Here is a 12,934-nt window from a genome sequence, read left to right on the forward strand (position 1 = left end):
TGCCTCATCTACCCCCGCGGAACGGCCGATTCGGGTCTCCCCGACCGGCCGCACAGGGGTTTCGCCCAAAGGCTCGGACGCCTACAGCAGCGTGTCGAACGACCCGATCGTCGACTGGTCCCACCAGCGCCCGATCCGCGACTGCGTGCCGAACGGCGCCGACGGGTCGCCCGTGCCCTCGTACAGCCACAGCACGCCCGCCGTGTCCTGCGTGACCAGGTCCGCCCGGCCGTCGTCCGTCAGGTCACCGGGACCCGCAAGCGACCGCAGCCCCGCACCGTCCAGGTCCGTCTGCACCCGCGGCGCGAACGGCTTCGCCGCCGAGCCCGTACCCGCGTACAGCCACAGTGCACCCTTCGCGTCCCGCGCCAGCAGGTCCGCCTTCCCGTCGGCCGTCACATCGCCCAGCCCGGTCAGCTCGTCGAAGATCTTCCAGCCGGCGCCGATCCTCGTCCGCGCCGCGAACGGCGCGGCCGCCTTGCCGGTGCCCGCGTACAGCCACAGCACGCCGGCCTTGTCCCGGGCCAGCAGGTCCGCCCGCCCGTCACCCGTCACGTCCGACACTCCGGCCAGCTCGTCGTAGATCTCCCAGCCCTTGCCGACCTTCGTCCGCGAGCCCAGCGGCGACAGGAGGCCCGCCTGCGGCGCGTACCGCCACAGCACCCCCGCCTTGTCCCGGGCCACGACCACCCCGCCGGTCCCCCGGCCGGTCAGCGGCGCCGTCTTCGCCATCAGGCCGTACTGGCCCCACTCGGAGCCCACCAGCTCCGCATGCCCCTGGAACGGGTCCGCAGCCTTGCCGGTCCCCGTCATCGCGCGCAGCCAGCCGTCCGCCGCACGCCCCAGCAGCCGGTGCCGGTCGTACACCGGATACGGGCTCACCACCCGGAACGTCGCCGCCTTCACCGGGTTCGACTCGCTGATCGGCGACGTGTACACCAGGTACTCGGCCTTCGCCGACATCTTCCACGCCTTCATCGACGCGGCCGCCCGCAGCGTGTACCCGACCGTCACCTCCCCCGGCTTCAGCACGTCGCACTCCAGCGCCGGCAGCGCCGAAGCCGCCGCGGGCGCACAGCGCGCCGACGGACCGCCGGTCACCTCGGTGACCTCCACGCCCCGCTCGTCCCAGTCCCACTCGCGCTGCCCCGCCGCCGGCGCGAACGTCACCCGCAGCTTCGCCGCGTCCACCGCGTGCAGCTTCACCGCCTGCGCCACCGACCCGCCGGCCTGCACCGCGGGCGCCGCCGGCTCCATCGTGTTCTGCGCGACCCGCGCCGGCGTCTTCACCGTCACCGTCGCCGCCGCATGCGTGCCGTCCTCCGGACGGGCCCCGGCCGACTGCGCCTCCGCGATCCCCGCGGCCACACTGCCACCGGCCGGCACGTACACCACGCCGTAGTACAGCTGCGTGCCGTGCGCAGCCCCCGCCAGCGCCTTCAGCGACGGCGACGGCACGTGCCCCAGCCCCTTCGCCGGGCACGTGAACACCCCCGCCACCCCGGCCCGCGGCTTGCACTCCCGGCCCGACAGGTCGCCCAGCAGCATCCCCGCCGGCGCCCCGCCTGCCGTCCACGCCCCGCCGGTCAGCGGCTTGCGGCTCACCGCGTACACGAACGTGCCGTCCGGATCGCCGCTCTCCAGCGTCCCCTGCGGGTGCAGGAACGCGTTCTCCTCCGGCTGGATCACGCTGTCGGCCACCGGATAGAAGGCGTACGCCGACCCCGGCGCCGCAACCGCCACCTGGGCCAGTGCCCCCGAGGCCAGCACCGCCGCCGAAGCGCCCAGCGCCACACCTGCACGTATCCGCATCACATATCCCCCGTACTCCCAAGTAACAGCAGCTGCACGCTACATGCGGAGGGCCCCGGCACCTGCTGCCGGGGCCCTCCCCACCTCACACGCCCGAACCCGCTACAGCAGCGAGCCGTACACGTTCCAACCGCCGCCGATCTTCACCCGCGGCGCGAACGGCGCAGCCGCCTGCCCCGTCCCCTTCAGCAGGTGCAGCACCCCGGACGCGTCCCGCGCCACCAGGTCCACCTTCAGGTCCGAGTCCAGGTCGCCGACCAGGCTGAACGCGGTGTAGCCCTTCCAGTCGGCCGCCGCACCGATCTGCACCCGCGGCGCGAACGGCTTCGCCGCCACGCCCGTGCCCGCGTACAGCCACTGCGCACCGTCCTTGTCACGCGCCAGCAGGTCCGCCCGGCCGTCACCCGTCAGGTCCGCACCGCCGGTCAGCACGTCGAACACCTTCCAGCCCGCGCCGATCTTCACGCGCGGCGCGAACGGCTTCTTCGGCACGCCCGTGCCCGCGTACAGCCACTGCGTGCCGTTGGTGTCCCGCGCCAGCAGGTCCGGCTTCCCGTCACCGGTCACATCACCGGCACCGGTCAGCGCGTCGTACACGTTCCAGCCGGCCCCGACCTTCAGCGGCTCCCACAGGCCGCCCTCGCCGTCCAGCGCGAAGTTCCACAGCACACCGCCGGCGTCCCGGGCCACCACGCCACCGCCCGCCATCTGCACCTTCACCGGCGACAGCTTCGCGGTCAGCGTGTACTTCTTCCACGCGTCGCCGAAGTCCTCGCCCTTCTCGAAGACGCGCTTCCCGTCCCCCGTCCCCGCATGCAGGAACAGCCGGCCGTCCTTGTTCCGCGCCAGCAGCGAGTAGCGCTCCTTCACCGGGAACGGGCTCTTCACCCCGAACTCCACCTTCAGCTGCGGCCCTTCGGCCCAGCCCGACGTGTAGACGTCGTACCCGGCCATCGCACCCAGCTTCCAAGCCGGCGTGGTCTCCGCCGCCTTGAGCGTGTACGACACCGACACCTCACGGCCACCGCGCGCCGCCACATCGCAGGAAATGCCGCTGTCCCACGTCAACTCACCCGGCGTGAAGGTGCAGTTGGAGGCACCCGCACCCGGCTTCACCGACGTGATCTCGACGTTCAGCTCGCCCTTGTCCCACTGCCGCTGACCGCGACCCGCACCGAAGCCCACCCGCAGCTTGCCCGCGTCCCGCGCCTGCACCGTCACCGACTGCGTCACCGTGCCGCCCGCGGGCAGCTCCGGCGTCTTCAGCCCCAGCACGTTCTTCTTCACGTGGTCCGCGGTCAGCACCGTCACCGAGTGCGGCTCCACCAGACCCTTCACCGGCGCACTCTGCGCCAGCTGCGCCTTCTTCACCGCCGCCTTCAGATCCGCACCGCGCGGCGCGTACGCCACCCCGAAGTGCAGCTTCGTCAGGTTCTTCACCGCATCGGACGCCACCACGGCCGGCCCCACGAAACCGGTGTCCTCACCGGTCCTGCACAGGAACACGCCCTTCACCGTCGGCGACGCCTGGCACATGTCGTCCAGCCGCGCCGACATCCCCGCCGGCAGGCCCCCGCCCGCCCAGGACGCGTCGGTCAGCGGCGCCTTGGACATCGCGAACACCAGCGTGCCGTTCGGCATCCCGTCCACCGTGTCCGGCCGCAGCACCACCGCCGACGACTCGCCCGGCGGCACCACGTGGTCCTTGAACGAGAAGGCGTACGACTCCGCCCCGGCCGCGAACGCGGGCACCGAACCGGCGGCCACCAGCGCCACCGCACCCCCGAACACCCCGAGACGCACCGCGCCCCGCCCCGTCTTTCCTCGCATCTCGTGCATTTCGCGCAACTCGCGCTCCACTACGTGAAGGCGGCATAGTGCTGCCGCGGCAACGTCATGTTCCCCGCATGACGTGCGCGGACCGTATAACACGGGCGTTTGTTACAGAGTAACGGCCCCCGCCCACAAGGGACGGAGGCCGCTTTTCACTCACTCACACCACAAGTGACGCCACAACTGACGCGACAAGTGACGCCTCAGAAGAGCAGGTTGTACGCCTGCCAGCCCGGGCCCACCTTCACCCGCGCCGCATACGGCTTCGCCGCCACACCGGTACCCGCGTACCACCACAGCACGCCCGCCTTGTCCCGGGCCACCACGTCCGCCTTGCCGTCCGCGTTCAGGTCACCCGGCGCCACCAGCTGGTTGTAGATGTCCCAGCCGCTGCCGACCTGCGCCCGCGCACCGAACGGCTTCGCCGCAACACCCGTGCCCGCGTACAGCCACAGCCTGCCCGCCGTGTCCCGGCCCAGCAGGTCCGCCTTGCCGTCACCGGTCAGGTCCACCCCGCCGGCCAGCGCCGCGTACGTGTTCCAGCCCGCGCCCAGCTTCACCTTCGCACCGAACGGGGCCGTGGAGACCCCCGTACCCGGGTACAGCCACATCGTGCCCGCGGTGTCCCGCGCCAGCAGATCAGCCTTCTTGTCCCCGGTCAGGTCCGAGGCACCGGTCAGCGAGTTGAAAGCGTTCCAGCCCGCACCGACCCTCAGCCGGTCCTTGTAGATCCCACCGTGCCCGGCCATCCGGTAGAACCACAGCACGCCGTCCTTGGTCCGGGCCACCGCACCCGGACCGGTGCTCTGCACGGTCACGGGACCCAGCCGGGTCAGCGCCGAGTACTGGTTCCAGTTCAGGCTGGAGCCCACCAGCTCGACGTCCGCGAACGGCTTCGACGCCTTGCCGGTGCCGCGGTAGTCGTACAGCTCGCCATCGGCCTTGCGGCCCACGAGCCGGTACCGCTCGGTCACGGCCGGACCGCCGGTGACGGAGAAGTCCGACACCTTCTCCGGGTTGCCCGTGCCGAAGTCGTACACCTCGTACGTCGCGGTGTTCCGCAGCTTCCACGCCGGCGAGGCCGCGTCCGCCTTCAGCTTGTACGTGATCGTGTAGTCGCCCGGCTTCTTCACCGTGCAGCGGATCTCGCCGGCCTCGCCGAGCGAGTGGTCGCACTCGGTCGCGTCCACACCGGCGCTCGACTCGACGCCGTCCGCCTCGACCTTCAGCTCGCCCTCGTCCCAACCGCGGAAGCCCGGCGCCGGGGTCAGGTACATCGACAGCCGGCCCTTGTCGACCGCGTGCAGCTTCATCGTGTGCGACACCGTGCCACCGGCCGGCAGCGCCGGCGTCGACAGCACCATGGTGTTCTTCGCGACGTGCGCCTTCGTCTTGGCGGTGACCGTCGCGTGCGCCCGGCGCGAGGTGATCGGCTTCGCCCCCGCCGTCTGCGCCTCCTTGACACCCGCGTCGATGCTGGCACCCCGGGGCACGTACACGAGGCTGTAGTACGCCGTCGCCATGTCCGCCGTGGTCGAGGCGGCCGAGATCTCCGGCGCGGGGTTGCTCCACCCCTTCAGGTCACACAGGTACACCCCGGCGACACCGGCCTTCGCCGTGCACCCGTCCGTCGGGTCGACCTTCATCCCCGCCGGCACGCCGCCGTACCAGGTCCCCCCGGTCAGCGCCTTCTTGGAGATCGCGTAGACGTACGTCCCGTCCGGCTCCCCGGTGTGCTCACCACCGGTCGAACCGGGCGACAACCACACCCACCCCTCCCCCGGCGCAACCACCTTGTCGGTCACCGGATCGAAGTAGAACGTCGGATCCCCCGCCGCCGCAGCCGTCCCGGCCGCCACTCCCGTCGCCACCAACACGGCCGCAACCCCGGCCCCCACAAACTTCCGCACGACTTCCCCCATCACTCCGAACGATCGGCGGACGCTAACACGCGCCCCACCCGTACCGATCAGTAGGGGTCCCGGCCCGACACGGTCCCTACGCGTCGAACTCGTACTCCAGGACGTACGACCCGGCGTCGAGCGTCATCTCGTTGACCTCGACCACCCGGCCGCCCTCCGCGAAAGCGGTCCGCACGACCACGACGACCGGCGTCCCCGCGCCCAGCCGCAGCCGCTCCGCCTCCTCCGCCGACGGCATCCGCGACCGGATCTCCTCCCGGAACCGCACCGGCCCGAAACCCAGCTCCGCCAGCCGCGCATACGTCCCACCCGGCCCGGTGTCGGCCTCCGTGACCGGCGTCCCCGCCACGATGTCGCCCGGCAGCCACGACACCGCCGTCATCACCGGCTTCCCGTCCAGCACGAACCGCCGGCTCCGCACCCACACCGCCGCCCCGACCGCCACACCCAGCACGGACGCGACCGGCTCCCCGGCGGCCTCTTCCCACACCTCGACCTGATCGACGACGAGCTCCCGCTCCCCCGCCTCATCAGCCCACACCGACCGCCCGGCCCCCCACCGCTCCTGCGCGAGCCGCTGGATACCGCGGCGGCGCGTGGGGCTGTGCCACAGCCCGCGCACGAATACACCGGCACCCTTGCGCGCCTCGGCGAGCCCTTCGTGCTGCAGGACGCCCAAAGCCGCCCGGGCCGTCATCCGCGCCACGCCATGAGCGGCCATCAGGTCGTTCTCTCCCGGCAAACGGTCGCCGGGGCCGTACCGGCCGGACTGAATACCGGCCCTCAACTCATCGGCGATCCGCACGTACTTCGCCTGCCGCCCACCGCCCGCGCTGTCCACCGGGCCACCTTAGGACCGGCGCACCCACGGCACCCAAAAGTCGGAGATGTATAGAGAACGCTTGACCCGCGCCGAACCACGCCGCTTCACTGAAGATGTACCTAGAGAAGTGGCACGGCCCTAGGAGGCCCACCCATGCCCAGGGACCACACCGGCATGTCCCCCGCCCCCCACCTGACCCTCCCGGCTCCCGACCCGGACCCCACCCCCGGCTGCGACATCTGCGCCGCCCTCGCCCGGGAACGCGCGGCCGCCCGCGCCAACGGCGACCCCTCCCGCGCCACCGACTGCAACGTCGAACTCCGCCACCACCCCCGCCGGCACCCCCTCAGCGCCCGCCACCTCTTCGGCCCCGCCTTCACCCCCGCCTGCCACACCCTCCGGACCGCCCACCCCGACCTCACCGCCGACCTCGCGGAACGAGCCGTCACCGAAGCGATCAAGTTCGTCGCGACCTGCGCCCGCAACACCGGTCTGGCGATGTCGGCCCCACCCCTGATCGCCGCCGCCTGGCACGCCCTCCGCCGCCACCCCGCCGCGTACGAAGCCCTCTGCGCCCACTTCGGCCCGTACATCCACGCGTTCCCCCTCACCCCCCACCACCACGCCCGCACCCGAGCCCTCGTCCACGCCACCGGCTTCCGCCCGGACCCGGAACTGTGGCGACGGCCGGCCGACTGAACGCGGGCATGCAAAAGGCCCCGGGTGAATCACCCGGGGCCCTCAGAGCCGCCTGTCGGAATCGAACCGACGACCTCAAGATTACAAGTCAAGCGCTCTAGCCAACTGAGCTAAGGCGGCACGCCCGTGCAGTGTACCCAGGGTCGGGCGGGGCGGTGCTCCGTATTACGACGTGACCCGGGAGGCTGACAGAACCGGAATCGGCAGGTAGCGTGCCGGGAAGTCCATCCTCATGGACTAGACCAACCTTCCTTTACAACGGATCGTCCGGCACGTTCCTGCCGGTGAAGGGACGCATCACCATGGCTTCTGTCACTTTTGACAAGGCGACCCGCCTGTACCCGGGGTCGGACAAGCCCGCCGTCGACGCGCTCGACCTGAGCATCGAGCACGGGGAGTTCCTCGTCCTCGTCGGCCCGTCCGGCTGCGGCAAGTCGACCTCGCTGCGCATGCTCGCGGGTCTGGAGGACGTGAACGGCGGTGCCATCCGGATCGGCGACCGCGACGTCACGAACCTGCCGCCCAAGGACCGGGACATCGCGATGGTGTTCCAGAACTACGCGCTGTACCCGCACATGTCCGTCGCCGACAACATGGGCTTCGCGCTCAAGATCGCCGGTGTCGACAAGGCCACCATCCGCCAGAAGGTGGAGGAGGCGGCCAAGATCCTCGACCTCACCCAGTACCTGGACCGCAAGCCGAAGGCCCTCTCCGGCGGCCAGCGCCAGCGCGTCGCGATGGGCCGCGCGATCGTCCGGCAGCCGCAGGTGTTCCTCATGGACGAGCCGCTGTCCAACCTGGACGCCAAGCTCCGCGTGTCCACCCGTACCCAGATCGCGGGCCTGCAGCGCCGTCTCGGGATCACGACCGTCTACGTCACCCACGACCAGGTCGAGGCCATGACGATGGGCGACCGGGTGGCGGTGCTCAAGGACGGTCTGCTCCAGCAGGTCGACACCCCGCGCAACATGTACGACCGCCCGGCGAACCTGTTCGTCGCCGGCTTCATCGGCTCCCCGGCCATGAACCTGGTCGAGGTCCCGATCGCCGACGGCGGCGTGAAGCTGGGCGACGAGCTGGTGCCGGTGTCCCGCGAGGCGCTGTCGGCCGCCGCCGACAAGGGCGACCGCACGGTGACCCTGGGCGTCCGCCCGGAGCACTTCGACCTCGTCGAGGAGGGCGGCCTGGCCGTCACCGTCAACGTCGTGGAGGAGCTCGGCGCCGACGGATACGTGTACGGCACCGCCCAGGTCGGCGGAGAGTCCCAGGACCTCGTGGTCCGCGTGAACGGCCGTCAGGTCCCGGAGAAGGGCGCGACCCTGCACGTGGTCCCGCGCACCGGCGAGCTGCACGTGTTCTCGACGACCTCCGGCGAGCGCCTCGCCGACTGACCCGGAGCCGGTCCCGGCGACCGGTCGTGCACACTGGCCCCCACCCGCACGGGTGGGGGCCAGTGTGACAAATACCCCGGCACAACGGGCATTTCGAGCTGCGTGCGTCAACACCTCATTCGAAAAACCACGTCGAACCATCCCTCGACAGGGTGACTAAATGTCGCCAAATCTTCACCGAGCGCTACTCTCGCCCTCGTGACCCACACTGCCCGCCGTATCGGCCGATCTCTCGCCCTGGTCCTGCCCGTCGTCCTGGTCCTCTCCGGGACCCTCGCGGTCACCATGGTCCCCTGGGCGGACACCTCCTCCTCCCAGGTCCTCACCGCCTCCGCGGAGAACGTCTCCGTGCCCGCCAAGGCCCGCGCCCCGCACGAGGTGCTGCGCGACAAGCTGCTCGGCGAACTGCAGGCGAAGAAGGACCCGGGCGTCGTCCTGACCCACCTCCAGCAGCAGGTGGACAAGCGCCCGTCGCTGGCCGGCTACTGCGGCCAGATCGCCAAGGCGATCGGCGCTAAGGCCGCCGAGATGTACGGGCCGACGAAGGCGCAGACGTACGCCCGTCCCGCCTGCGACACCTCGTACGCGTCGGGCGTGGCCTCCTTCGGCTGACCCGTGGGCGGACCGGCCGGGCCCGCCGACGGGCGCGGCCGATCCGCCGACCCCCCGACCCGCCGTGCTGCACCCGGCATAGGCTGCGCGCATGACGCCCATGCCCCCTGCCGACAGCACCTCAGCCAGCACGGCAGACACCTCAGCAGTCTCCGCGGCCGCGTTCCCGGCCGCCCCCACCCAGGCCGTGGTCCTGGCGGGCGGCCAGGGTTCGCGGCTGCGTCCGTACACCGACGACCGGCCCAAGCCGATGGTGGAGATCCCCGGGACCGGGGTGCCGATCATCGGGCACCAGCTGGCCTGGCTGGCGGCCGAGGGCGTCACGGACGCCGTCGTCTCCTGCGGCCACCTCGCCGAGGTCCTCCAGGACTGGCTGGCGAAGGCCGAACTCCCGCTGCGCGTCACGACGGTGGTCGAGACCGAGCCGCTGGGCCGCGGCGGCGGCCTGAAGTACGCGGCCGCCCACCTGCCGCACCCGGAGCGCCCCTGGTACGCGACGAACGGCGACATCTGGACCCGGTTCTCGCTGCGCGAGATGGCGGCCTTCCACGAGGAGCGCGGCGCGACCGCGACGCTGGCGCTGGCGCGGCCGCGGATCCCGTGGGGTGCGGTGGAGACCAACGAGTTCGGGCACGTCCTGGACTTCATCGAGTCGCCGCCGTCGCCGTATCTGATCAACGCCGGTGTGTACGTGTTCTCCGCGGAGTTCGCGTCGCTGCTGCCGGATCTGGGCGACCACGAGCGGACGACGTTCCCGCGGCTGGCCCGCGAACGCCGGCTGGCCGGATTCCCGCTGCCGCAGGGGGCCTACTGGCGGGCGATCGACACGGCGAAGGACCTCACCGAGGCCGCGAAGGAGCTGGCGGCCCAGAAGGCCCTCTGAGGCCCTCCTCGGGCGCCCCGGGCAGGCCGCCGGGCCGGGCCGGGGAGCCGGTGGACACGAGAAACCGGTGGACACGACGAAGGGGCCCGGCGCGCTGGATGCGCGCCGGGCCCCTTCCGTGTGCGTACGTACGGCCTCCCGTACGCCGGGCCGACCGGGCCGGGCGGGTCAGCCGAGGAGGCCGCCGACGAGGCCCGGCTCGCGGCCGCCGGGCTCGCCGGTGCCGCCCGTGCTGCCGCCTCCGGTGGTGCCGCCCGTGGAGGTGGGGCCGCCGGTGGTGGCGGGCGGGGGCTTGGGGGTGGTCTGGCGGGGGGTGGTGCTGCTGCCGCCGGTGCCGGTGCCGCGGGTGGCGGTCGGGGACTCGGCGCCGCGGGTGCCGCTGGGCCGGCTGGTGCCGGGGGTGGTCTCGCGGCGGGCGGTGGGCTCCTCGGCTGCGGTGGAGGCCGGCGTGGTGGGCCGGACGGCCTTCTTGACGGGCTTGCGGGTCTTGGCCGGCTCGTGCGGGAGCGGCTGTCCCGGCAGGTAGTTGCTGGGGGCGTCGCCCGGGCCGGGGACGGTGACCACGGTGGTGGAGCGGACGGCGCCGCCGAGGACGGAGCCGATGAGCAGGGTCAGGCCGACGACCACGGTGGCGATCATGGCGCCGCGGCGCAGCACCCGGCGGCGCAGCTCCCAGAGCGCGGAGCGCGGGCCGAGGGTGCGCCAGGCCTCGCCGGACAGGCGGGCGTCGATGGAGTAGACGGGGGCGCCCGCGATGATCAGCGGGCTCCAGGCGGCGAGGTAGATGATGTCGGGCGCGTCGTAGGCGGGGACGGTCTTCCAGCTGACGGTCATCAGCAGGGCCGCGGAGAGCAGCGCGCCGATGCAGCCGGCGAACCGCTGCCAGAGGCCGAAGACGGTCAGGACGCCGACGATGACCTGGAGGAAGGCGACGGTGAGGCCGGAGCCGACGGGGTGCGAGAGGGCGAAGTCGCGCAGCGGTTCGGCGAGCGCCCAGGGGTGCAGGGTGTGCAGCCAGGTGACCATGGAGCCGCGCTCGCCGCCGTCGAAGTAGACGGGGTCGCAGAGCTTGCCCATGCCGGCGTAGATGGAGATGAAGCCGAGGAAGACGCGCAGCGGGAGCAGGACGACGCCGAGGTTCATGCGGCGGCCGGGGTAGTAGCCCTGGCGGTCGGTGTCGCGGTCCCGGTCGCCGGGGCGGCGCAGGCCGGCGTCGTCGGCGGCTCCGGCGGCGCCGAGTTCGTCGGGGCCGGGGCCGCCGTAGCCGGTGTGGCGGGGGTCGTGGTCCCGCAGCGGGGCGATGAGTTGGGTGTCGTCGTCGTGGCGCCGGGTGCGCTGGCCGACGACGGTGGGGGTGGGCATGGTGTCGTCGGTCAGGTCGATGCGCGGGATGACCTGGGTGGTGCCGCCGTCGTCGGCGTAGGGGTGGCCGTGGCCGGCCTCGCGGACGGCCTGGAGGAGTCCGCCGGTGGCGGCTCCGTCGGACTTGCCGCTCCACACCACGGGGGCGCGGCGCCGGCTCCGCACCGAGGCCCCGGCCACGGCAGCGGCGCCGCTCAGCGCGGGGACCCGGAGCGGACCGGCGGGGGGCACGGGCCGTCGGGGGGCGGCGGCGAGCTGCACGCGGAAGCTGGCGTGGTTCACGATGACCTGCGCCGGGTCGCACGGCACCTTCACCATGCTCAGCGCGGGCTGGTCGTCGAACCTGGGCGTTCTGGTGTCCACACTCATCTAACCGAGTGATGGGTGTTTAGGACACTGCCTTGACAGGGGGGATGTGTCCGAGACCCGTCAAGATCCGGCCACTCGCATGGCCGCCCGCCGTTCGAACGGACTCCCGCGCCTCAACCGCCGGACGGGGCAGGATCAAGCCCGTCCGGGGCCCCCAGCCCGCTGGGGCCGGGGGCGATTGAGGACCGGGGTGCGGGGCGGAGCCCCCCACGAACCTCAGCTGCGACGCCGCGCCGCCTCGTAGAGCACGACACCCGCTGCGACACCGGCGTTCAGCGACTCCGCCCCGCCCGGCATCGGGATGCGGACGAGGAAGTCGCAGGTCTCGCCGACGAGTCGGCCCAGCCCCTTGCCCTCGCTGCCGACGACGATGACGACGGGCCCGCCGAGCGCCTCCAGGTCCTGGACCTCGTGCGTGCCCTCGGCCGCGAGGCCGACGACGGTGATGCCGGCCTTCTTGTACTCCTGGAGGGCCCTCGTCAGGTTGGTGACGCGTGCGACCGGCGTACGGGCGGCCGTGCCCGCGGAGGTCTTCCACGCGCCGGCGGTCATGCCCGCGGCCCGCCGCTCGGGGATGACCACGCCGTGGCCGCCGAACGCGGAGACGGAGCGGACGATCGCGCCGAGGTTGCGCGGGTCGGTGACCCCGTCGAGGGCGACGATGAGCGGGTCGGCGCCCGCGTCGTACGCCTCGGCGGTCAGGTCCTCCGGGTGCGCGTACTCGTACGGCGGGACCTGGAGGACGAGGCCCTGGTGGTTGAGCCCGTTGGTCATGCGGTCGAGCTCGGGGCGCGGGGCTTCCATCAGGTTGATGTTGCCGCGGGCCTGGGCGAGGGCGAGGGCCTCGCGGACGCGCTCGTCGTTGTCGATGAACTGCTGGACGTACAGGGTGGTCGCGGGCACGCCGTCGCGCAGGGCCTCGAAGACCGAGTTGCGGCCGACGACCATTTCGCTCTGGCCCTTGGGGCCGCCGCGGCGCGGGGCGGGGCGGCGCTTGGCGGCCTGCCGGGCCATGGCGTTGGAGACGCGGAAGGCCTTGTGGCCCTTGCGGTCCTCGGCCTTGGGCGTGGGGCCCTTGCCTTCCAGACCCTTGCGCCGCTGGCCACCGCTGCCGATCGTGGCGCCCTTCTTGTTGGACGTACGGCGGTTCCTGCGCTGGCTGTTCCCGGCCATGACCTCTACCTGTTTTCGTTGGTGCTGCGATATGTACGTATGAAGAGTGTGCCGC

At 72.3% G+C, this 12,934-nt stretch carries 10 protein-coding genes and 1 tRNA gene; 4 read left to right on the top strand and 7 right to left on the bottom strand.

Annotation, left to right across the window (positions count from 1 at the left end):
• Window positions 1-81: 81 nt before the first annotated feature.
• The 4 genes from LG634_RS15135 to LG634_RS15150 form a co-directional block, all read right to left on the bottom strand.
• A complete protein-coding gene (locus LG634_RS15135; protein ID WP_226734309.1) occupies window positions 82-1,812 on the bottom strand; it encodes an FG-GAP repeat domain-containing protein in 1,731 nt (576 codons plus the stop codon).
• 102 nt (window positions 1,813-1,914) lie between these two features.
• Window positions 1,915-3,642: an FG-GAP repeat domain-containing protein gene (locus LG634_RS15140; RefSeq protein WP_226734310.1), complete on the bottom strand. Its 1,728-nt coding sequence runs from the start codon at window positions 3,640-3,642 to the stop codon at window positions 1,915-1,917.
• 206 nt (window positions 3,643-3,848) lie between these two features.
• On the bottom strand, window positions 3,849-5,555 hold the full coding sequence (locus LG634_RS38210; protein ID WP_226734311.1) for an FG-GAP-like repeat-containing protein: 1,707 nt from the start codon (window positions 5,553-5,555) through the stop codon (window positions 3,849-3,851).
• Window positions 5,556-5,643: 88 nt separating this feature from the next.
• A complete protein-coding gene (locus LG634_RS15150; protein ID WP_226734312.1) occupies window positions 5,644-6,408 on the bottom strand; it encodes a GntR family transcriptional regulator in 765 nt (254 codons plus the stop codon).
• Between the two features lie 135 nt (window positions 6,409-6,543).
• On the opposite strand from LG634_RS15150, the gene LG634_RS15155 reads away from it, so the two are divergent.
• On the top strand, window positions 6,544-7,089 hold the full coding sequence (locus LG634_RS15155) for a hypothetical protein (RefSeq protein WP_226734393.1): 546 nt from the start codon (window positions 6,544-6,546) through the stop codon (window positions 7,087-7,089).
• Window positions 7,090-7,135: 46 nt separating this feature from the next.
• On the opposite strand, the gene LG634_RS15160 is transcribed toward LG634_RS15155, so the two are convergent.
• A tRNA-Thr gene (locus LG634_RS15160) sits at window positions 7,136-7,209 on the bottom strand.
• A gap of 182 nt (window positions 7,210-7,391) precedes the next feature.
• On the opposite strand from LG634_RS15160, the gene LG634_RS15165 reads away from it, so the two are divergent.
• The 3 genes from LG634_RS15165 to LG634_RS15175 all read left to right on the top strand — a co-directional run bounded on the left by LG634_RS15165 (window position 7,392) and on the right by LG634_RS15175 (window position 9,975).
• Window positions 7,392-8,480 carry an ABC transporter ATP-binding protein gene (locus LG634_RS15165; protein WP_226734313.1) on the top strand — a complete coding sequence of 363 codons (1,089 nt, stop codon included), beginning with the start codon at window positions 7,392-7,394 and terminating at the stop codon, window positions 8,478-8,480.
• Window positions 8,481-8,678: 198 nt separating this feature from the next.
• A complete protein-coding gene (locus LG634_RS15170; protein ID WP_226734314.1) occupies window positions 8,679-9,092 on the top strand; it encodes a hypothetical protein in 414 nt (137 codons plus the stop codon).
• Between the two features lie 91 nt (window positions 9,093-9,183).
• Complete coding sequence (locus tag LG634_RS15175) at window positions 9,184-9,975, top strand: nucleotidyltransferase family protein (protein WP_226734315.1); 792 nt, start codon at window positions 9,184-9,186, stop codon at window positions 9,973-9,975.
• A 168-nt stretch (window positions 9,976-10,143) separates the two neighbouring features.
• On the opposite strand, the gene LG634_RS15180 is transcribed toward LG634_RS15175, so the two are convergent.
• Window positions 10,144-11,706: a DoxX family protein gene (locus LG634_RS15180; RefSeq protein WP_226734316.1), complete on the bottom strand. Its 1,563-nt coding sequence runs from the start codon at window positions 11,704-11,706 to the stop codon at window positions 10,144-10,146.
• A gap of 216 nt (window positions 11,707-11,922) precedes the next feature.
• On the bottom strand, window positions 11,923-12,879 hold the full coding sequence (rlmB, locus tag LG634_RS15185) for a 23S rRNA (guanosine(2251)-2'-O)-methyltransferase RlmB (protein ID WP_226734317.1): 957 nt from the start codon (window positions 12,877-12,879) through the stop codon (window positions 11,923-11,925).
• Window positions 12,880-12,934 lie beyond the last annotated feature (55 nt).

It is taken from the genome of Streptomyces bambusae, from assembly GCF_020532645.1.
Taxonomy (GTDB): Bacteria; Actinomycetota; Actinomycetes; order Streptomycetales; family Streptomycetaceae; genus Streptomyces; species Streptomyces bambusae.

Bases quoted from the DNA above. Each gene is read 5' to 3' on its own strand.
- LG634_RS15165 (WP_226734313.1), top strand. From the start codon at position 7,392: ATGGCTTCTGTCACTTTTGACAAGGCGACCCGCCTGTACCCGGGGTCG.
- LG634_RS15140 (WP_226734310.1), bottom strand. From the start codon at position 3,642: ATGCGAGGAAAGACGGGGCGGGGCGCGGTGCGTCTCGGGGTGTTCGGG.
- LG634_RS15175 (WP_226734315.1), top strand. From the start codon at position 9,184: ATGACGCCCATGCCCCCTGCCGACAGCACCTCAGCCAGCACGGCAGAC.
- LG634_RS15155 (WP_226734393.1), top strand. From the start codon at position 6,544: ATGCCCAGGGACCACACCGGCATGTCCCCCGCCCCCCACCTGACCCTC.
- LG634_RS15135 (WP_226734309.1), bottom strand. From the start codon at position 1,812: ATGCGGATACGTGCAGGTGTGGCGCTGGGCGCTTCGGCGGCGGTGCTG.
- rlmB (WP_226734317.1), bottom strand. From the start codon at position 12,879: ATGGCCGGGAACAGCCAGCGCAGGAACCGCCGTACGTCCAACAAGAAG.
- LG634_RS15180 (WP_226734316.1), bottom strand. From the start codon at position 11,706: ATGAGTGTGGACACCAGAACGCCCAGGTTCGACGACCAGCCCGCGCTG.